The organism is Ruegeria sp. CJ6 (assembly GCF_056536665.1).
On record NZ_JBQFQB010000002.1, the window covers coordinates 729,837 to 747,100 of the forward strand.

The window sequence follows — 17,264 nt, forward strand, 5'->3', positions numbered from 1 at the left end:
ATGCGCACGTAGATTTTACCGCAATGGCATCCTCAGACCATTTGAATAACGTCTTTCTCAATCGACAGCATATAGCCCTTCTTGGCGATGTTCTTCACCAGCAGCTCACTGACCATCTGATTTCCCAAGGCGTCGCGCAGGCGTTTGATCCGGGTTGCCCCGGCGGCCTCATCGCAATCTGCAGCGTTTCTGCCCGAGATCATCGCTTCGATCTGGGCACCCGACAGGACCTCGTCATCCAGCCGGGATTCAGCCAGAACCGAAAGCGTTTCCATCGCGGCGGGGGTCAACTTAAAATCCATGTTGTTGAGATAAACGGTATTCTCTTCACGGCTGATCAGCAGGGATGTTACCTGGATCCCCGTCCGTTCAATCTGGGCCATGCGGCGGTTCAGTAGAACCAGCATGACCAGAAAAACAAGTGCGGTGATCAGCATGGCGCTGGCAAAGACCAACAGCACGAAGATGACCATTCGATAGCTGGATAGCGTATCGGCAAAGGCGGTGCCCGATTGCGCCAGAATCTCGAGCAGACGGATTTCCGATTGCGAGGTCAGGTCAGCCTCGACAAACAGCCGTTCAACCCGCGCGTTGAAGGCATTTGCGTCCGGTAGCGTCCAGAACAGGAAAACCGCTGCAGTCACCAGGATCGCGACGATTGCCGCAATCCCCAGACCAACCAGCCGAACCCCCGAACGACGCGCCTCAGTAACGGAGATAGTATTTTCCGGCATTGGCCTTCCTTTGATCCAATCCACCCGCCTCGAAAACGGTCATCACGTTCAGCAGGGTCCAGCCGTTTGATTTCAGCCGCTTGGCGACTTCTTTCCGGGCCGAGCCTTTATCGCAGTTTGAGACCTGCATGACGCCATAGTGCAGGCGTAAGGGATTGTCCTGCTTGGCCTTGTAGTCGGCATAGCAATCTGCCGCGATGGCTTGCGACCCAACCGATATCAGGGCCGTCAGAGCCAGAGAAGAGAGGATCTGTTTCATGGGCTGCATCCTGCGCATGGGTTGGGTGGATATTCAATAACCTCAGGGGGTTTGTGGTGCTGATATTGAATAACAGTATGCCGTTATTGCTTGTCTGAACGGGGTGGTCGCAGTGTCAGGTTATCAAATTCGCGGTCGGTAACCGGCCTGCCCATTATCCGAAAGGACACGCATCATGCACCGGAAATTTATCGCTCTGATCATAGCAACCGCCGTCGCCATTACGGGGATCTCAGCGTCGCAGGCACGGGCGGCAGATACCCGAGATATTCTCGGCGGATTGGCTGCGATCGCGCTCATAGGTGCTGCGGTCAACCACTATCATCAGGAGAAAAAGCGCGACGAAGAGGCAGAGCGCCGCAAGCGTCACAAGCAGGCTGAAGCCAAGGCGAAGAAGGCCAAGAAAAAACATGCTGTACGCCCGTTGCCAAAGCGGGTGGCGCGGTATGACCTACCGCAGCGTTGCCTGCGCACGTTCAATGCCTATTCGAACAAGCGTCCGCTGCTTGGGCCAAATTGCCTGAAGAAGTACTATAAACATGCCGATAGCCTGCCACACCAATGCAAGGTTGGTTTCTGGAATGGTAAAAAGGTAAAACGGGCATACGAACCCGCCTGCCTGCGCCAGAAAGGATACCGCGTCGTTTACCAGTAACAGGTTTCGAGCAGGAGTGGCGCCATAGAAGCGCCGCGCGGGAGAGGGTGGCGCAAGCTGCCCTCTCTTTTTTCTTGCGAAGCGCTACGAAACGCGATTTGCCAAGGGTATGACGACACCTGATTATGAACTCGAACGGGCTTTGCTAGCACGCGGATATACCCGAATTGCCGGGGTGGATGAGGTTGGGCGCGGTCCGCTGGCCGGCCCGGTTGTGGCCGCAGCGGTTATTTTGAACCCGGATGACATTCCTGCTGGGTTGAACGATTCAAAAAAACTGACGGCCAAGCGTCGCGGCGGTTTGGATGAGATATTGCGCGACCGGGCAGAGGTCGCGGTGGCCGAAGCCACGGTTGCAGAGATCGATGAGCATAACATCCTGCGCGCCTCGCATCTGGCGATGGTACGCGCGGTAGCTGCGCTGGACCCGGCTCCGGATTTCTTGCTGATTGATGGCAACATGATCCCGCGCGGTATGAAATTGCCCTCGCAGGCGGTGGTGAAGGGCGACGCACGATCGGTGTCGATTTCGGCAGCGTCGATCATTGCAAAAATCTGGCGTGATCAGCTGATGGTGGATTTGGCGCAACAGCATCCCGGCTATGGGTGGGAGGCGAATGCCGGATATCCGACAAAACAGCACCGCGAGGCGTTGCAAAATCTTGGCGTGACCCCACACCATAGACGTTCGTTCAAACCGGTCCACAATATCTTGTATCAAGAGTAAATCGTAAGTCGCTGATTCAAAAAAGAAATTGACGGCGAATCATCTTTGACTCATCCTTGTCTCAACCAAATGAGCGCAAAAGCGCCGTGGAACTGAGGCAGTGATATGACCACAATCAAGACAAAGGGCGCAGCCGCGCTCCCTTTAAATACGATTCTATCCGGTGACTGCATCGAGGCGATGAACAGTCTGCCCGAGGCGTCGGTTGACCTGATTTTTGCGGACCCCCCGTATAATTTACAGTTGAAAGGTCAATTGCACCGGCCCGATAATTCTCAGGTCGATGCGGTCGATGATCACTGGGATCAGTTCAGCAGCTTTGGGGCTTATGACCAGTTCACGCGGGAATGGTTGAAGGCTGCGCATCGTCTGCTAAAGCCCAATGGTGCGATCTGGGTGATTGGGTCTTATCACAACATTTTCCGCGTGGGTTCCGCCCTGCAGGATGCGGGCTATTGGATTTTGAACGACGTTGTGTGGCGCAAGTCCAACCCGATGCCAAACTTCCGTGGCAAGCGGTTTACCAATGCGCATGAAACAATGATCTGGGCGTCCAAGCGTGAAGGGGCCAAATACACGTTTAACTACGAAGCACTGAAAGCGCTGAACGAAGGTGTGCAGATGCGCAGCGATTGGGTACTGCCGATCTGCACCGGGCATGAACGACTCAAGGACGAAAACGGCGATAAGGCGCATCCGACACAGAAACCGGAATCACTGCTGCATCGTGTCCTGATTGGCTCGACCAATCCTGGTGACGTGGTGCTGGATCCGTTCTTTGGCACGGGCACCACAGGTGCTGTAGCGAAAATGCTGGGGCGTGAGTTCATTGGGATTGAGCGCGAAGAAAGTTATCGCAAGGTGGCTGAAAAGCGTATCTCAAAGGTCCGTAAGTTTGACCGCGAAGCGTTGGAAGTCAGCGCCAGCAAGCGCGCTGAGCCGCGCGTGCCCTTCGGCCAATTGGTCGAACGCGGCATGCTGCGCCCGGGTGAGGAACTGTATTCGATGAACCAACGCCACAAGGCCAAGGTCCGCGCCGACGGGACTCTGGTAGGGCAGAACGTCAAAGGTTCGATCCATCAGGTTGGCGCGCATCTGGAAAATGCTCCGTCTTGTAATGGCTGGACCTATTGGTGCTTCAAACGCGATGGCAAAACCGTGCCCATCGACGTGTTGCGTCAGCAGATCAGGGCCGAATTGCACAACTGAATACCGCCGGTGCCTGTGGCCTGACACAAGGCACTACGCCTTGCCCCGCCGTTACCGGCGGGGTCTTTTGTTTTTGCCTGTGAGATGATTGCATAGGGCAGCCCCTGACAGCCCTTTTGGGAGATAAAGGCAATGACCGAGACCACCGCCAGTCAATCCCGCCTTAGCCGGTTCTTTGTTACGCAACCGGACAACTTCGATCTGGACAACAAATATACCGAGGCGGCACTGGAACGACACAAGCGAGAGGGGCTTGAACTGGCTGTTCGTGCACGCTGGATCGCGATGGCGTTGACCGGGCTGTTGCTGATCTATCTGAATCCCCAGTGGGAGGTCTTATGGTACCATTTCATCCTGCTTCTGATCTGCGCCAATGGTTGGCTGATCCAACGCGCGGGTCGTGTGGGGCAATCCCGGACCGAGTTGCTTTTGATCTTCGTCGATCTGCTGATCATGACGCTGGGGATGATTGTGCCCAACCCGTTCAGCGAAGACGTGCGACCACTGGCGATGCAGTATCGGTTCGACAATTTTCAGTATTTCTTCATTATCCTGGCAGCAGGGACGCTTGCCTATTCCTGGCGCACTGTCATTGCGATTGGTTCGTGGACGGCGATGATGTGGACGGCTGGATGGGTGATCGCTTGGTGGGTCGCCACCCCGATCCCTGGGATTAGCGAGCGTGTGGCCGAGGCTTTGTCAGGCTACCCGGATGTGGCCGAGTTCATGGATCCCAACAGTTTCATGCCAACCCTACGCATCCAGCAGGTGATCGTTTTTGTCATGGTCGCAGTGACGCTTGGGGTGTCGATGCGCCGCCTCAATCGCTTGCTGATGTCCAATGCTGGGCTTGAACGTGAACGCGCGAATCTGTCTCGATACTTTTCGCCGAATGTGGTGGATGAGCTGAGCCAGAACGACGAACCTCTGAAGCAGGTCCGCAAAGAGGATATCGCGGTTCTATTTATCGACATCGTTGGCTTCACCAAGTTCTCGGCTGGCCGTGATCCATATGAAGTTATTGAAGTTTTGCGTGGTTTCCACGCCCGAATGGAGACCGAGGTGTTTCGCCATCACGGAACACTCGACAAATACTTGGGCGATGGGCTGATGGCCACGTTTGGAACTCCCGTACCCGGAGAACTGGATGCAAGCAATGCGCTGGCATGCGCGCGGTCCATGGTCGAGATGATCGACCGTTGGAATTTGGAGCGCAAGCGCGCGGGTGAGCCAGAGATTCGGATCGGGGTCGGGGTTCATTATGGCTCGGTCGTACTGGGGGATATCGGTGCAAACCGGCTGGAATTTGCAGTGATCGGCGATGCGGTGAATGTTGCCGCGAAGCTAGAGGCCCTGACGCGCGATTTTCAAGCGCGCATCATTGTCAGCGATGCATTGCGGTCTCAGGCTCTAAGCGAGACGCCAAATGCGCAAGACATGATGACCGGGTTTGCACAGCACTCGGACCAGCCTGTTCGCGGTGTTACAGCCCCGATGGATGTCTGGGTGCTGTAGCAACCAGGGCTCCCGCCTGTCAGCACCGCATCTAAGATGCGATCCTTCCCGTTGGGCCGGGCAGCGCGCTGCAGTCAGGTGCGAGGGGCAGGGTTGTGCGCTTTGTTGTAAGGCTTCCAGTTGGTGATTTCGGGATAGTATTGACGCCGCCAAGCGCGGACCCTCGGATTCATGATACGCCGCCATAAGGGCGGAATCATCGCGGCAAGGGTCATGACCGGATATCCATGAGGCAGTTGCGGCGCTGCGTCCTGCGTATGGTGTTGCAGCAATGGGAAGCGGCGGTTGGGCTTGTAGTGGTGATCCGAGTGGCGTTGCAGATTGATCAACAGCCAGTTTGAGGCCTTTTGTGACGCGTTCCAGGAATGGCGCGGGTGCACATGCTCATATTTGCCATCGCCCAGATATTTGCGCGTCAGCCCGTAGTGCTCGACATAGTTAACAAGTTCAAGCTGCCAGATCGCGGTGCCGGCCTGTACCAAAAACAGGCCTAGCCCTGCCCATCCGCCGATCAGAAATGCTAGCAGCAGCATGGCTCCTTGAAGGCTCCAATAGCGCCAGAACGGGTTTGCCGGGTCGGTCCACGGGCGGTCTTTGCGGGCCAGTTTTTCCAGCTCGGCGCGAAAGGCTGAGATGAGGCTTTGGCGCAGAACGCGCGGATAGAACCGGTGGAAACCTTCGTTGTAGCGCGCGGTTACCGGATCGCGCGGAGTTCCGACGTAGCGGTGGTGAACCAGCAGGTGCTCGGACCGGAAATGGGAATAAAGGACCATCGACAACAGGAAATCGCCCAGCCAGCGTTCCAGTTTGCCTTTCTGATGCATCAGCTCGTGGCTGTAGTTGATCCCGATCGTTCCGGAAAGGACGCCCATGCCGAAGAACACGCCGATTTTTTCGACCGAGCTCATATCTACGGCTCGGGTAGTGTACCAGATCAGCCCATAGAGCGTGAGGAATTGCACCGGTGCCCAGGCTTTGGTCAGCCAGATATACCATTGCAGCCCCGCATCTGGCGTATCCGGGTCGGCGTTTTCAAGGTTTAGGCCGGTCAGCCGGTCTAGCACCGCAAAGACCCACCATGTCGAAAGCGGTACCAGCAGGACCCACCATCCGCCTGCCGTAGTGGTCATCCAGATCAGAGGGATCAGGAGGTATGAGACCCAAAAGGGAAGGGCGGATTGCCATCGGGACAGGGTGTCAGATGCGATCATGTTGAGGCTCCGAAACGTTGGCGGCACCGTAGACCGCGCACTGGGCTTTGCCCAGCGGTCTATTGGCCGCGCCAGAGGTCAAAAGCCTTGCGCATAACCGTGGGCAGATCGCTGGGCCTGAATTGGTGTTTGTCCATGACTGTCAGACCGTTCGGATTGCAACCGTCTGGCAATTCGGTTGTCCAAATACGCAGGATCAGGTGAAAGTGGGTGAAGGTGTGTCTCACTTCACCGGGGATTTCGTGCCATCGCGCCGGGAACGGAGGGCTTTCCAGCGGTGTTTCGGACCAGTCCGAGCCGGGCCAGCCCAACATTCCGCCCAGCAGGCCCTTATCGGGGCGGCGTTCCAACAGCAGGGCACCATCGCCGCGTTGGGCGATGTAGATGTGGCCCAGCCGGGTGGGTTTGGGCTTCCTGGGCGTTTTTTGCGGCAGTTCCACCTGCGTCCTCGCCTTCCGCGCCAGACAGGCCGCATGCAGGGGGCAAATACCGCAAGTCGGAGATTTTGGAGTACAGATCGTTGCACCCAAATCCATGACAGCCTGCGCGTAATCTCCAGGCCGGTGCTGCGGGGTCAATGCCGCGGCTTTTTTCTTTAACAGGGGTTTTGAGGCGGGCAGGGGTTCGTGAATATCATAGAGCCTTGCTATGACCCGTTCGACATTGCCGTCCAGGACAGTTTCGGGCCGATCAAATGCGATGGCTGCGATGGCCGCCGCCGTGTAGGGGCCAACGCCCGGCAGTTTCAGTAACGCGTCGTAGCTGTCCGGGAATTGCCCGTCATGCGCGGACGCAACCACCCGCGCGCATTTCAGAAGATTGCGGGCGCGGGCGTAGTAGCCCAGGCCAGCCCATTCCCCCATGACTTGATCATCTTGCGCATTGGCAAGGGCCTCGACGGTTGGCCAGCGCGTGGTGAAACGAACAAAATAGTCGCGAACGGCGGCAACGGTCGTTTGTTGCAGCATCACTTCGGATAGCCAGACGCGGTAGGGGTCTGGTGCTACGCCTGCGGCACGCGCTGCCGGGCCGATACGCCAAGGCATTTCACGTGCGTGGCGGTCGTACCAATCCAGCAGCGTATTGCTCAGGTCAGATTCGGTGCAGTCACGCAAGTTTTATGTAACTCTCTGTCGGGTTTCGCTGGCGTCCGGGTATCAGCCTATTACAATAGCGACGCAGGAGTTGGAAACCAGATGCAACGCAGACGTTCCTCGACCCGCGGGTTCAAGCGCACCGCCACTTTGCTGAACGACCGGATCAGGCAGGCCGGGGAAAGCCGGGGATTTGCCGTCTCGCGCCTTTTGACCCATTGGGCCGAGATTGTGGGCCAGGACATCGCGTCGATCGCCCGGCCGGTGAATGTGGGATACGCCAAGGGTGGCTTTGGCGCGACACTGACGGTGCTGACAACCGGGCCGCAGGCGCCAATGCTAGAGATGCAGAAAGAACAGCTGCGCGACAAAGTGAATGCGGTCTATGGTTACAACGCGATCAATCGGGTGCGTATCACCCAGACCGCGCCTACCGGATTTGCTGAGGGGCAGGCGAGTTTCGATCACAAACCGAAACAGACGAAACCGGTTGTTTCACCAGAAATCGCAGCTGAGGCCGACAATGTGTCGCGCGCGGTTGATGATGAAGATTTGCGCGCGGCCCTTGAACGTTTGGGCCGCAACGTTTTATCCAGACAGAAACGCTAAGAAAGGGCTGATGAATGAGCCGGATTGCAACCGTAATATGTGCGGCTGTCGCCGTGGCCGCTGGCGGCTATTGGCTGACAACGTCGAGTAACACGATCCCTTCGAACCCGCTTGTTGGTGCTGCTGAGGCGCAAGAGGCGGATTTGGACACCTCGACCATCGTCGAGATGGTGCAGGGGGCCGAAGACGCGCCAGTCGAGATCATCGAATATGCATCGTACACCTGCCCGCATTGCGCGAATTTCCATCAGGGCGCGTACAAGCAGCTCAAAAAGGACTTCATCGATACCGGCAAGGTAAAGTTCACTTACCGTGAGGTGTATTTCGACCGCTATGGCCTGTGGGCCTCGATGGTCGCGCGCTGTGCAGGACCTGAAAAGTTCTTTGGCATCACCGACCTGCTGTATGAAGGCCAGTCGGAATGGACCCGTGCCGGAGGTCCTGCCGAAATCGTTGATGAACTGCGCAAGATCGGGCGTCTCGCTGGCATAGACAATGATCAGCTTGAGGCTTGCCTGCAGGACGGTACCCGCGCGCAGACACTGGTGGCCTGGTATCAGGAAAATGCCGAACGCGATGGAATTCAGGCGACGCCTACTTTCGTCGTGAATGGGAAGAAGGTTGAAAATCAGCCTTATGACGACTTCAAGACGCTGATCGAAGCCGAGCTTGGCAGCTAAATCCTGAATGGTCAGCCTGTTTTGGGCTGGCCATCTGCCTAAGGTGAAGGCGCGGCCTTCGCCAACAAGTCTTTTACTTTGTCATCCTGATTGATTTGCAACCGAACCGGTAGGGTCAGAACTTTGCTGCGGAAAGTGGCGGGCAGGCGCACGGCGTCTTTCTCGGTTGTCACCAGTTGCGCGCCCAGTGCTTTGGCCTCGTTCTCAAGCCGCGTCATCAGCGCTGAAGTCAGTGGTTGGTGATCATCCATTGCTTCAGCACGCAGCAGTTTCGCGCCTTGCTGTCGCAGAGTTCCAAAGAACTTATCCGGATAGCCTATGCCCGCAAAGGCCAGAACGGGTGTATTGTTCCAGTCCATTCCGGTTTGGAGCGGACACACCTCGCCGGTGGCGTGTGGGACCGTCAGGGCAGGTTCCCATCTTTCCGAAAATGTTGACTGCGCTGCGGCGTCCCCAAGCGACAACACGAGATCGGCACGTTTCAATCCAACGGCCACAGGCTCTCGCAGTGGACCAGCAGGAAGGCAAAGGCCATTGCCAAATCCGCGCTGCGCATCCACCACGATGATGGAAAAATCCTTGGCAACTGCGGGGTTCTGAAAACCGTCGTCCAGCACGATCGCGGTTGCCCCTGCCGCTGCGGCTGCCTGCGCGCCCGCTGCACGATCTTTGGCGACCCAGACCTCGGCAAACGCGGCGAGCAACAGGGGTTCGTCCCCGACCTGAGCCGCTGTGTGTTTGCGCGGGTCGACCTGCACCGGGCCTTCCAGCGAGCCACCATGGCCTTTGGTCACGACATGAGGTTGATGCCAGGTATCCCTCAAATATTCCAAAACCCAGATCACCGTCGGTGTCTTCCCTGTGCCACCGGCATTCAGGTTGCCAACGCAGATAACCGGTACGCCCGGCGAGATGCCTTGCCCGCTCGCCACGCGACGGGCGGTTGCAGCGGCATAGAGGCGACCAAGTGGCGCCAACAGCCTGGCGCGCAGATCCAACCGATCAGGGGCTGAGTTCCAGAAGTCAGGTGCCCGCATCGTCACGCCCTCGCCGGTCCAGTGTATCCTGTACCATATCGATCAGTTGGTCCGCCTGTGGAGCCCCTTCGGTGACAATCCGCCATCCGGCCAATGCCATGTCTGCTGTGCGGTCAGGTGCCAACAATTCGACAACGCCATCGCCCAACTCTGTTGCGGTTCGTATCTTCAACGCGGCTTTTGCCTGCCCCAATCTGTCATAGAGACTGCGATGCTTGCTGACATGAGGCCCATGGATTACCGCAGATCCCAAGGCGACTGCGGTCAGAGGGTCGTGCCCCCGCGCCCCGCGTTCCAGTGAACTTCCCATGAAGGTAACTGCGGATACACGATGCCAAAGGCCTAGATCCTCGGGCTCGGCTGTTAGAATCACTTGTGTGGTGTCTTCGATTGGATGGCCTTCATCCCAGTTGGCGCATCGAAGGTCCATCGCTTCGAGGCGTTTAAACAAGGGCGCTGACTCGGACATATCCGCCACATGCAGGACCAAAGCCAGACGTGGCAGCATCCGCAAGGCCTGACGATGGGCCGTCAGAACCGAGATGAATTCCTTGTCCTGAACCCATGCGGCCAGCCAAACCGGGCGCCCGGCCATTGTGTGAGTGGTTTCGATCAATTCATCTTCGGGCCAGGGCTCTGGGTTGGGGCTGATATGAAGTGGTGGCGCGACCGAGATTTTTGCCGAGTTCACTCCCAGGCGTCGGATTTGGCGTGCGCTGTCATCATTGGGCGCAAGTATCGCTGAAAAGCAATCCAGCGTGTATCGCGTGATATCAGGTAGCCAACGTCCACCCCTTGCGGTTTTCACGTCGACCACAGCCTCAAGCAAAATTAGCGGAATGCCCCGCTCCTGTGCGCGTGTTATGACATTGGGCATCAGCCCACCGCCAAACCACAGCCCCATATCAGGGCGCCAGTGATCCAAGAACGTGCGCGCCGCGCCGGTATGTTCGGCGGGCAGCATTGTGATCGGGGTATCGCAATCTTCCCAGTCCTTCAGATCAACATCGGGTGGGGCGGTCAGCAACAGCGAAAGTCCCGGTCGCACAGACAGCAGCCGACGGCAAATATTGTCGACGGCCCGCAACCGATCGGGTGTACTGACATGGACCCACAGAAGTTCACCTTCCGGGCGCGCAATCTCGGGGTGGCCCGTGCTTTGCGGGACGCCCCAGGACAGGACCCGATAGGCCGCAAGGCTCAGAGATCGCGGCTTGCTCATGCCGGAATTCCGGCCCCATTCGGGTCAAGCCGGGCCTGAAGGTCCGAATGCACCGCTGAACCTGCCGCCACCACGCCGTTCAGGCGCGGGTGGGTATTGTTGAAGCGCAGAGGTTGCCCCAAACGATCGGTACAGAGCCCGCCTGCCTCGCGCAGGATCAGATCTCCGGCGGCGATATCCCATTCCCAACTGGGTCGCAACGTCAGCATCCCGTCAAACCGTCCCTGCGCAACCAGCGCCATCCGGTAAGCCAGGGACGGGCGGTATACACGGCGAAAGTCAGGGGCAGCACCGGATTGCCAGTGGCGCGGATCTAGATTGGGTTTTGCCGCCAAAATCTCGGCTTCGGGCAGGTGTGCTTGACCTGAAACTTGGATGGCAGTGCCATTCAACGTTGCACCTTGCCCTTTTGCAGCCGCATAAAGCAGATCACGTAAGGGCAGGTAGATGACGGCTGCCGTGACCTCACCGTTCTCGGTTACGGCCAGCGAATGGGCCCATGTGCGCGACCCCTCGGCAAAACTGCGGGTGCCGTCGATGGGATCGATGACGAAGACCCGATCACGGGCCAGACGATCGGGTGAATCCTCGGTTTCTTCGCTCAGCCAGCCATAATCCGGGCGGGCCGCCTGCAGATCACGTTCTAGCATCGCGTTGACGGCCAGATCGGCCTCGGTCACCGGGCCTGCGCCTTCGGGTTTATCCCAGCGCTGGGCATCAGGACCCGAATAGCGCGTGGCGATCTTTCCGGCCTCAAGCGCAGCGTCGATCAGCAGGGGCAGGTCAGTTGCCGGCAAGTGTCATCCCTTCGATCAACAGCGAGGGTACAACGCGCGATAGGTAAGGCCGCGCATCGTTTGCCGGAATGATTCGCATCAGCATGTCGCGAAGATTGCCAGCGATGGTACACTCGTTGACGGGATGGGTGATCTCGCCGTTCTCAACCCAAAATCCCGAAGCGCCGCGTGAATAGTCGCCGGTATTCGGATTGATGGTCGATCCGATCATCGAAGTGACCAAAAGCCCGGTACCCATGTCGCGCAACAACTCGGCGCGGGTCTTCTCGCCTTGCGTCAGGCTCAGGTTCCAGTTGCTAGGCGACGGCGGCCCGGATACGCCGCGCGCTGCGTTGCCGGTCGAGGTCATTCCCAATTTGCGGGCGCTGGACAGGTCTAACGTCCAACCGGTCAGAACGCCATCTTCAACGATCGCCCTGCGCCGTGTTGCCAGCCCTTCGGCATCGAACGGGCGCGAGCCCGAAATGCGCGGGCGATGCGGGTCTTCAATCAAAGACAAATGTGCCGGTAGAACCTGTTGCCCAAGGCTTTCCTTCAGCCACGAGGCCCCGCGGGCTATCGCCGCGCCATTGCTGGCGGCCAGCAGATGGCCGATCAGGGATGATGAAATCCGTTCGTCGAACACCACCGGGAAACTACCGGTCTGGGGCTTGCGTGCTCCCACGATCTGAACCGCACGTTCACCAGCCGTGCGACCAATCTCGGCGGGGCTGCGCAGGTCAGACTGAAAAGTCCGGCTGTCACCGTCATAGTCACGCTCCATTCCCGTCCCTTCGCCGGAAATGGCGACGCATGAGGTTGAACGGCTGCTGCGCATGTAGCCACCCGAAAAGCCGTTTGTCGCGGCAAGATGGACCCGGTGGGTACCATAGGCAGCCGCAGCGTCGGACACCTGTGAGACACCCGTAACGTCCATCGCTGCTGCCTCGGCCGCCAGCGCATCCTGCATCAGAGCTTCAGCGCTGGGTTCAGGGGCTGGGTCAAACAGCTCCAGCGTGTCGATATTACAGTCGGCGACCAATTGGTCAGGCGCGGCCAAGCCGGTGAACGGATCTTCCGGCGCTTCCCGTGCCATGGCCACGGCGCGCTCGGCCATCGCGGCAAGCGTATCGGGGCGACTATCCGAACTGGATACGATTGCCTGCTGTTTGCCAAGGAAGACCCGCAGCCCTAGATCGGTCGCTTCCGAGCGTTCGGCATGTTCCAATGCACCACTACGTACTTCCACAGAAACGGATGAGCCATCAATTACTATGGCATCCGCTGCCTCGGCACCTGCCTTGCGGGCTGCATTCAGCAGCTCTTCACTGATTGTTTGAGGTGTTCGCGTCATGAGGCCTCCGGTCTTGTTGTTCTGGACCTAGCCTCGGATAGCCTGTCCCGCAAGGCCTGCAGCCCACTGGCTTTATGTGCCTCGGGCGGGAAAGGCCAGCGCCGCGGCCTTTCCCGATTTGTTTGTCACTTGATACGCTGACCGTTGGCCAGAATCTGTCCATCCTCGGTAAACTCGATTTTCGAGTTCAACGTGTCCGGTTCTTCGCCCGGAACAGCCATCAGACCCATCATCATACGCGCGCCCAGCGCGTCGTTTTCCGACACAAAGCCCATGCCGATCAGCTTGTCCAGCAGAGCGTTGGCCCCAACAAGTTTCAAGTTGGCAACACCCGACGGGGCAGGCAGGCCATCAAACTCTTCCGTGTTGGAGTTGTCGAACGCAAAGTCGCCATCACCGCTCAATTGGGCTCCGACCAATGATACGAGAAGCTTGTTGATCTTCAGCGAATGCAGTTCGCCCGGAACGATATCAGATGTCTCAAGCTCTTCGACGGCTTCCGGGTCCATGAAATCGACCAGAACTTTGGCGGTGCCGGTTGCATCCAACGCGATGGTCGCCGGATCGCGCGGCAGCGCACTAGCAGGGTCGAACATGCTCCACAATACGTCGGACATGGTGAAATCCGTCAGGTTCATGCCAAACCCAAATGGCTGGATTTCTTCCGAGGCCTGCACCGGAAGCTCGAATTTCAGTCCTGCATTTGCCATCGCGATTTCGATTGGAAAAGGCAGATCCGACGTGGTGACGGCTAGTTTGGTGCTGTTCTGCGCAAGATCGTAGACAAGGCGCTGTGCATCGATGCTGCCGGTAAAGCTGCCTCCTTCGGAACTGCTGCTGAGCGAGAATGGCTCACCCTCGGCAGTGCCTGCCATTTCGGTGCTGCCCGAGGCGTATGTGAATGTACCTGAAGCGGCGAACCCGGCCTTGTAGATGTCTTCAATGTTGGCGACATCCATACCGGGTGGAATGATTGTATCGCCATCAAATTTCAAACCATCTAATTTACCGCTGATCCGGCCCGTGTCTTCACTTTCGGGCTCGTTGAAGGCCACATCATAGGACAGGCTGCTGGCCGTGAACTGCTGCGCGATATCGCGCATCTCGCCGATCTGCATCTGCGATGTGCCTGCGATTTCGTTCATCTGAACGTTCAAGGCAAACATGTCGCTGGATACGGTTTCGCCATCAAACTCCATCGAGTCCATCGACAGAGTCAGGCTGTTCGCCGTATAGTCATATGTCATGTTTTCGGGGGTACCCGAAACGACCATTTCCAAGGCGTCGTGAGCGTACATCAGATCAGCCGAAAATGTCTCGCCCTCGGCTTCACCCGAAATTGTCATCGGGAAGCTGGCAGGAAAGCCGATATTGACTGTACCGTCGCCATTTTCGGTCAACGTCATCTCGGGGATGACCATGTCGAAGGTGCCTTCGGTGTCCGGAATGGCCATGGCCATCGTCATGTTCGCGATGGTGGTGACGTTGCCGGAAACGCTCTGATCGCCAGTGACGTCATAGCCCATGCCGCCCAGATAAGCCTGCCAATCGGCCCAGACATCATTGGCGGTAACATCTGCAAAGGCGCCGTTGGTTGCAACAGCATAGGCCAAAGCTGCACCGCAGCTACGGCGAAGGAAAACAGTCATAAGAGAACCCTTCTTGATCAATTTGCCGGCATGGTCGTGCCTGTAGCGGCCAGCGTCAAGGGGGAAGGGGTGGACCAATTCCCCATTTGCAGGGTACGAGTTAAGACAATTTCAAATGCAGGGATTTAAACGATGCATATGCAAGGGAAAACGGTACTGATCACAGGGGCAAGCCGAGGCATTGGAGCGGAAGCCGGGCGCGTTTTTGCCGCAGCTGGGGCCAATGTGGCCTTGGTCGCACGCAGCCGCGATCAGATTGACGCTCTGGCTGCGGCATTGGGTGAAAATGCCATGGCGCTGGCCTGCGATGTCAGCGATTTTTCCCAGGTCGAACAGACAGTTGCCGATTGCATCGACCGGTTCGGCAAGCTGGATGTGCTAATCGGGAACGCGGGCGTCATTGATCCGATCTTTCATCTTTCGAATGCCGACACCCGGGCCTGGAGCCAAGCAATCGACATCAACTTGAAGGGTGTCTTTTATGGAATGCGTGCCGTCCTGCCCATCATGCGGGCAGCAGGCGGCGGGACCGTTCTGACAGTCTCGTCCGGTGCCGCGTCGAACCCGGTCGAAGCCTGGAGCCACTATTGCGCATCAAAAGCCGGGGCCAAGATGCTGACCGAATGCCTGCATCTGGAAGAGGCGCATCACGGTATTCGCGCAATGGGCCTGTCCCCGGGAACTGTGGCCACAGATATGCAGCGGGTGATCAAGGCCAGCGGAATCAATCCAGTAAGTCAGCTGGATTGGGACGATCACATCCCCGCAGACTGGCCCGCGCGGGCGTTGATGTGGATGTGCTCGGCAGATGCGGATGAGTTCTTGGGGACCGAGATATCGCTGCGCAACGAAGACATCCGAAAAAGGGTTGGGCTGACGTGATCGAACTGACACAGGATAATGGGCTGTGGACCGTCACGTTGAACAATCCGGATAAGGCCAATGCGCTGACCTCAGCGATGCTTAGCGAATTGGTACGCATCGCAGAGGCGGCAACCGAGGCACGTGCATTGATCCTGACGGGGGCGGGCCGGGTCTTCAGTGCGGGCGCCGATCTTGAAGAAGCGCGGGCGGGCCTTGCGACATCCGATCTTTGGGAGAGGTTGTCGGGTGCCATTGCCGCCTTGCCCTGCCTGACGGTGGCCGCGCTCAACGGCACTTTGGCCGGTGGAGCCAACGGTATGGTGCTGGCCTGTGACCTGCGTATCGCAGTGCCCTCGGCCAAGTTCTTTTACCCGGTCATGAAGCTGGGATTCTTGCCGCAGCCCTCGGATCCCAAGCGGATGGCAGAGTTGATCGGTCCGGCCAGAACCCGACTCATACTGATGGCGGGACAGAAGATTTCTGCAGAAGAAGCTTATAGCTTTGGGCTGGTTGATCGGGTGGTTGAGCCCGAACATTTGATACCAACTGCACAAGAACTTGTAGCCGACAGCCTGTCCGCAGATCCGTCTGTTGCTGCGGGCATAGCCGGATTGTGCCCATGAGGTTGGCCGCGCTCCGATTGCGGGTGGCGGACCCGGATGCGTTGGCGGCGTTTTATCGTGATGCGCTTGGCATGTCTGTCAGGGTTGAAGGCGCCAATCGTCGTCTTGGATATTCCGGTCAGGATGCCGATCTGTTGCTGATGCCGGGCGGCGGGGGTTACCGCCATGATCCGGGGCAGCGGTATTGGAAGATCGGGATCACGTTGCCGGATGTTGATCTTGCCGCAGAACACCTGCGCCAGAAGGGTATCCCGGTCAGCGCGCCGCGGCAGTTTCTGGATATCGGCTATATGTGCCATCTGAATGACCCCGAAGGGTTTGCCATTGAACTGCTGCAGCAGGATTTCGAGGGCAACCGGCCCGAAAATGCCGCCAGCGCGGACGCCCCATTTGCCAAGGCCTGTATTGGTCAGATCACTTTGCGAACCGGTGATATCGCTGCCGAAGATGCGTTCTGCCGATCCATGGGAATGTCATTGCTGTCTTTGCAGGATGTCGAACCTCACGGGTTCGATCTGCATTTCTACGCGTTCACTGCTGACAAACCGCTCAATCCCGACCTCTGGGCGGTTGAGAACCGCGAATGGCTGTGGAAGCGCCCATATACCACGTTGGAATACCAACACATCCCAAATGCCCGGTTTGCACCGGTGCCGGACTATCTCGGGATCGAAATTGAAGGGCTGGCTGACCCGCAAAAGGATGCATTCGGCGATCCCTGGCTTCCTGCCTGATCATCGCCCGCGTCGTTTGCCCGGCACTTTTGAGCGAAACCCCGGCGGGCGTTTGCGCACCCAATTCAGGAACTTCTCAAGCCTCGGATGTTTGCGCAGTGCATCGACGGTGTGAAAGTCACGCGCCAGTTCGGCCTCGGTCAGTGTCGCGTGGATCTCTTTGTGGCATATCTGATGCAACAAAACGGTGGGCCCGCCCTTGCCTCCCTTAAGCTTTGGGATCAGATGGTGCAGGCTTCCACCACCTTCGGGGATCGGACGGTTGCAGAGCGGGCAGATCGGATCGGAATTTGCCATGACCTAACTTCGCGC

At 58.0% G+C, this 17,264-nt stretch carries 19 protein-coding genes; 9 read left to right on the forward strand and 10 right to left on the reverse strand.

The genetic code is table 11. The features are described from left to right. Nucleotides 1-32 precede the first annotated feature (32 nt). Nucleotides 33-734, reverse strand: coding sequence for a winged helix-turn-helix domain-containing protein (locus tag ACR0BT_RS08985; RefSeq protein ID WP_170398951.1), 702 nt, complete (start codon nucleotides 732-734; stop codon nucleotides 33-35). Beyond that, complete coding sequence (locus ACR0BT_RS08990; RefSeq protein ID WP_170425885.1) at nucleotides 706-993, reverse strand: hypothetical protein; 288 nt, start codon at nucleotides 991-993, stop codon at nucleotides 706-708. Before ACR0BT_RS08990 ends, ACR0BT_RS08985 begins: the two co-directional genes overlap by 29 nt. 175 nt (nucleotides 994-1,168) lie before the next feature. Here ACR0BT_RS08990 and ACR0BT_RS08995 point away from each other — a divergent pair, with 175 nt between their 5' ends. The 4 genes from ACR0BT_RS08995 to ACR0BT_RS09010 all read left to right on the forward strand — a co-directional run bounded on the left by ACR0BT_RS08995 (nucleotide 1,169) and on the right by ACR0BT_RS09010 (nucleotide 5,099). Continuing rightward, nucleotides 1,169-1,648 (forward strand): hypothetical protein, encoded by a 480-nt coding sequence (locus ACR0BT_RS08995; protein WP_170425883.1) that lies wholly within the window; start codon nucleotides 1,169-1,171, stop codon nucleotides 1,646-1,648. A 109-nt stretch (nucleotides 1,649-1,757) separates the two neighbouring features. Then, complete coding sequence (locus tag ACR0BT_RS09000) at nucleotides 1,758-2,375, forward strand: ribonuclease HII (RefSeq protein ID WP_170406743.1); 618 nt, start codon at nucleotides 1,758-1,760, stop codon at nucleotides 2,373-2,375. 105 nt (nucleotides 2,376-2,480) lie between these two features. Continuing rightward, on the forward strand, nucleotides 2,481-3,584 hold the full coding sequence (locus ACR0BT_RS09005; RefSeq protein WP_170398940.1) for a site-specific DNA-methyltransferase: 1,104 nt from the start codon (nucleotides 2,481-2,483) through the stop codon (nucleotides 3,582-3,584). A gap of 132 nt (nucleotides 3,585-3,716) precedes the next feature. Next, entirely contained in the window at nucleotides 3,717-5,099 is a 1,383-nt protein-coding gene (locus ACR0BT_RS09010; RefSeq protein ID WP_480762978.1) for an adenylate/guanylate cyclase domain-containing protein, read from the forward strand. A 74-nt stretch (nucleotides 5,100-5,173) separates the two neighbouring features. On the opposite strand, the gene ACR0BT_RS09015 is transcribed toward ACR0BT_RS09010, so the two are convergent. Both ACR0BT_RS09015 and mutY read right to left on the reverse strand, forming a co-directional pair. Beyond that, entirely contained in the window at nucleotides 5,174-6,310 is a 1,137-nt protein-coding gene (locus tag ACR0BT_RS09015) for an alkane 1-monooxygenase (protein WP_170398934.1), read from the reverse strand. Nucleotides 6,311-6,369: 59 nt separating this feature from the next. Then, nucleotides 6,370-7,425, reverse strand: a complete 1,056-nt coding sequence (gene mutY, locus ACR0BT_RS09020; RefSeq protein ID WP_480438894.1) for an A/G-specific adenine glycosylase — start codon at nucleotides 7,423-7,425, stop codon at nucleotides 6,370-6,372. A gap of 81 nt (nucleotides 7,426-7,506) precedes the next feature. Between mutY and ACR0BT_RS09025 the strand changes: the two genes are divergently transcribed. Both ACR0BT_RS09025 and ACR0BT_RS09030 read left to right on the forward strand, forming a co-directional pair. Then, nucleotides 7,507-8,013: a DUF721 domain-containing protein gene (locus tag ACR0BT_RS09025; RefSeq protein WP_170398930.1), complete on the forward strand. Its 507-nt coding sequence runs from the start codon at nucleotides 7,507-7,509 to the stop codon at nucleotides 8,011-8,013. 14 nt (nucleotides 8,014-8,027) lie between these two features. Then, nucleotides 8,028-8,693 (forward strand): DsbA family protein, encoded by a 666-nt coding sequence (locus ACR0BT_RS09030; RefSeq protein WP_170398926.1) that lies wholly within the window; start codon nucleotides 8,028-8,030, stop codon nucleotides 8,691-8,693. 38 nt (nucleotides 8,694-8,731) lie between these two features. Here the strand turns inward: ACR0BT_RS09030 and lpxK are convergent, their stop codons facing one another. From lpxK to ACR0BT_RS09055, 5 genes are all read right to left on the reverse strand, one after another. Next, a complete protein-coding gene (gene lpxK, locus ACR0BT_RS09035) occupies nucleotides 8,732-9,730 on the reverse strand; it encodes a tetraacyldisaccharide 4'-kinase (RefSeq protein WP_480762979.1) in 999 nt (332 codons plus the stop codon). Continuing rightward, nucleotides 9,717-10,952, reverse strand: a complete 1,236-nt coding sequence (locus ACR0BT_RS09040; protein WP_223117142.1) for a 3-deoxy-D-manno-octulosonic acid transferase — start codon at nucleotides 10,950-10,952, stop codon at nucleotides 9,717-9,719. Before ACR0BT_RS09040 ends, lpxK begins: the two co-directional genes overlap by 14 nt. Next, entirely contained in the window at nucleotides 10,949-11,749 is an 801-nt protein-coding gene (locus ACR0BT_RS09045) for a 3'(2'),5'-bisphosphate nucleotidase CysQ (protein WP_223117141.1), read from the reverse strand. Before ACR0BT_RS09045 ends, ACR0BT_RS09040 begins: the two co-directional genes overlap by 4 nt. After that, complete coding sequence (locus ACR0BT_RS09050) at nucleotides 11,736-13,082, reverse strand: TldD/PmbA family protein (protein WP_170562302.1); 1,347 nt, start codon at nucleotides 13,080-13,082, stop codon at nucleotides 11,736-11,738. Before ACR0BT_RS09050 ends, ACR0BT_RS09045 begins: the two co-directional genes overlap by 14 nt. 125 nt (nucleotides 13,083-13,207) lie before the next feature. Next, nucleotides 13,208-14,731 (reverse strand): DUF2125 domain-containing protein, encoded by a 1,524-nt coding sequence (locus ACR0BT_RS09055; protein ID WP_170398911.1) that lies wholly within the window; start codon nucleotides 14,729-14,731, stop codon nucleotides 13,208-13,210. A 132-nt stretch (nucleotides 14,732-14,863) separates the two neighbouring features. Between ACR0BT_RS09055 and ACR0BT_RS09060 the strand changes: the two genes are divergently transcribed. Genes ACR0BT_RS09060 through ACR0BT_RS09070 form a run of 3 tightly spaced genes read left to right on the forward strand, consistent with a single transcriptional unit; the run spans nucleotide 14,864 to nucleotide 16,952 of the window. Then, nucleotides 14,864-15,613: an SDR family oxidoreductase gene (locus ACR0BT_RS09060; RefSeq protein ID WP_170398908.1), complete on the forward strand. Its 750-nt coding sequence runs from the start codon at nucleotides 14,864-14,866 to the stop codon at nucleotides 15,611-15,613. Then, nucleotides 15,610-16,218 (forward strand): enoyl-CoA hydratase/isomerase family protein, encoded by a 609-nt coding sequence (locus ACR0BT_RS09065; protein WP_170425866.1) that lies wholly within the window; start codon nucleotides 15,610-15,612, stop codon nucleotides 16,216-16,218. Before ACR0BT_RS09060 ends, ACR0BT_RS09065 begins: the two co-directional genes overlap by 4 nt. After that, entirely contained in the window at nucleotides 16,215-16,952 is a 738-nt protein-coding gene (locus ACR0BT_RS09070; RefSeq protein ID WP_480762981.1) for a VOC family protein, read from the forward strand. The genes ACR0BT_RS09065 and ACR0BT_RS09070 overlap by 4 nt, the downstream gene beginning before the upstream one ends. Here ACR0BT_RS09070 and ACR0BT_RS09075 read toward each other — a convergent pair whose 3' ends face one another. Next, complete coding sequence (locus tag ACR0BT_RS09075) at nucleotides 16,953-17,249, reverse strand: HNH endonuclease (protein ID WP_170406707.1); 297 nt, start codon at nucleotides 17,247-17,249, stop codon at nucleotides 16,953-16,955. It abuts the gene before it with no gap. Nucleotides 17,250-17,264 lie beyond the last annotated feature (15 nt).

What these genes read in the sequence shown, in the direction of transcription:
- ACR0BT_RS09060 (WP_170398908.1), top strand. Translation starts at nt 14,864, where the DNA reads ATGCATATGCAAGGGAAAACGGTACTGATCACAGGGGCAAGCCGAGGC.
- ACR0BT_RS09070 (WP_480762981.1), top strand. Translation starts at nt 16,215, where the DNA reads ATGAGGTTGGCCGCGCTCCGATTGCGGGTGGCGGACCCGGATGCGTTG.
- ACR0BT_RS09025 (WP_170398930.1), top strand. Translation starts at nt 7,507, where the DNA reads ATGCAACGCAGACGTTCCTCGACCCGCGGGTTCAAGCGCACCGCCACT.
- ACR0BT_RS09010 (WP_480762978.1), top strand. Translation starts at nt 3,717, where the DNA reads ATGACCGAGACCACCGCCAGTCAATCCCGCCTTAGCCGGTTCTTTGTT.
- ACR0BT_RS09055 (WP_170398911.1), bottom strand. Translation starts at nt 14,731, where the DNA reads ATGACTGTTTTCCTTCGCCGTAGCTGCGGTGCAGCTTTGGCCTATGCT.
- ACR0BT_RS09030 (WP_170398926.1), top strand. Translation starts at nt 8,028, where the DNA reads ATGAGCCGGATTGCAACCGTAATATGTGCGGCTGTCGCCGTGGCCGCT.
- ACR0BT_RS09000 (WP_170406743.1), top strand. Translation starts at nt 1,758, where the DNA reads ATGACGACACCTGATTATGAACTCGAACGGGCTTTGCTAGCACGCGGA.
- ACR0BT_RS09005 (WP_170398940.1), top strand. Translation starts at nt 2,481, where the DNA reads ATGACCACAATCAAGACAAAGGGCGCAGCCGCGCTCCCTTTAAATACG.
- ACR0BT_RS08985 (WP_170398951.1), bottom strand. Translation starts at nt 734, where the DNA reads ATGCCGGAAAATACTATCTCCGTTACTGAGGCGCGTCGTTCGGGGGTT.
- ACR0BT_RS08995 (WP_170425883.1), top strand. Translation starts at nt 1,169, where the DNA reads ATGCACCGGAAATTTATCGCTCTGATCATAGCAACCGCCGTCGCCATT.
- lpxK (WP_480762979.1), bottom strand. Translation starts at nt 9,730, where the DNA reads ATGCGGGCACCTGACTTCTGGAACTCAGCCCCTGATCGGTTGGATCTG.
- ACR0BT_RS09050 (WP_170562302.1), bottom strand. Translation starts at nt 13,082, where the DNA reads ATGACGCGAACACCTCAAACAATCAGTGAAGAGCTGCTGAATGCAGCC.
- ACR0BT_RS09075 (WP_170406707.1), bottom strand. Translation starts at nt 17,249, where the DNA reads ATGGCAAATTCCGATCCGATCTGCCCGCTCTGCAACCGTCCGATCCCC.
- ACR0BT_RS09040 (WP_223117142.1), bottom strand. Translation starts at nt 10,952, where the DNA reads ATGAGCAAGCCGCGATCTCTGAGCCTTGCGGCCTATCGGGTCCTGTCC.
- ACR0BT_RS08990 (WP_170425885.1), bottom strand. Translation starts at nt 993, where the DNA reads ATGAAACAGATCCTCTCTTCTCTGGCTCTGACGGCCCTGATATCGGTT.
- ACR0BT_RS09015 (WP_170398934.1), bottom strand. Translation starts at nt 6,310, where the DNA reads ATGATCGCATCTGACACCCTGTCCCGATGGCAATCCGCCCTTCCCTTT.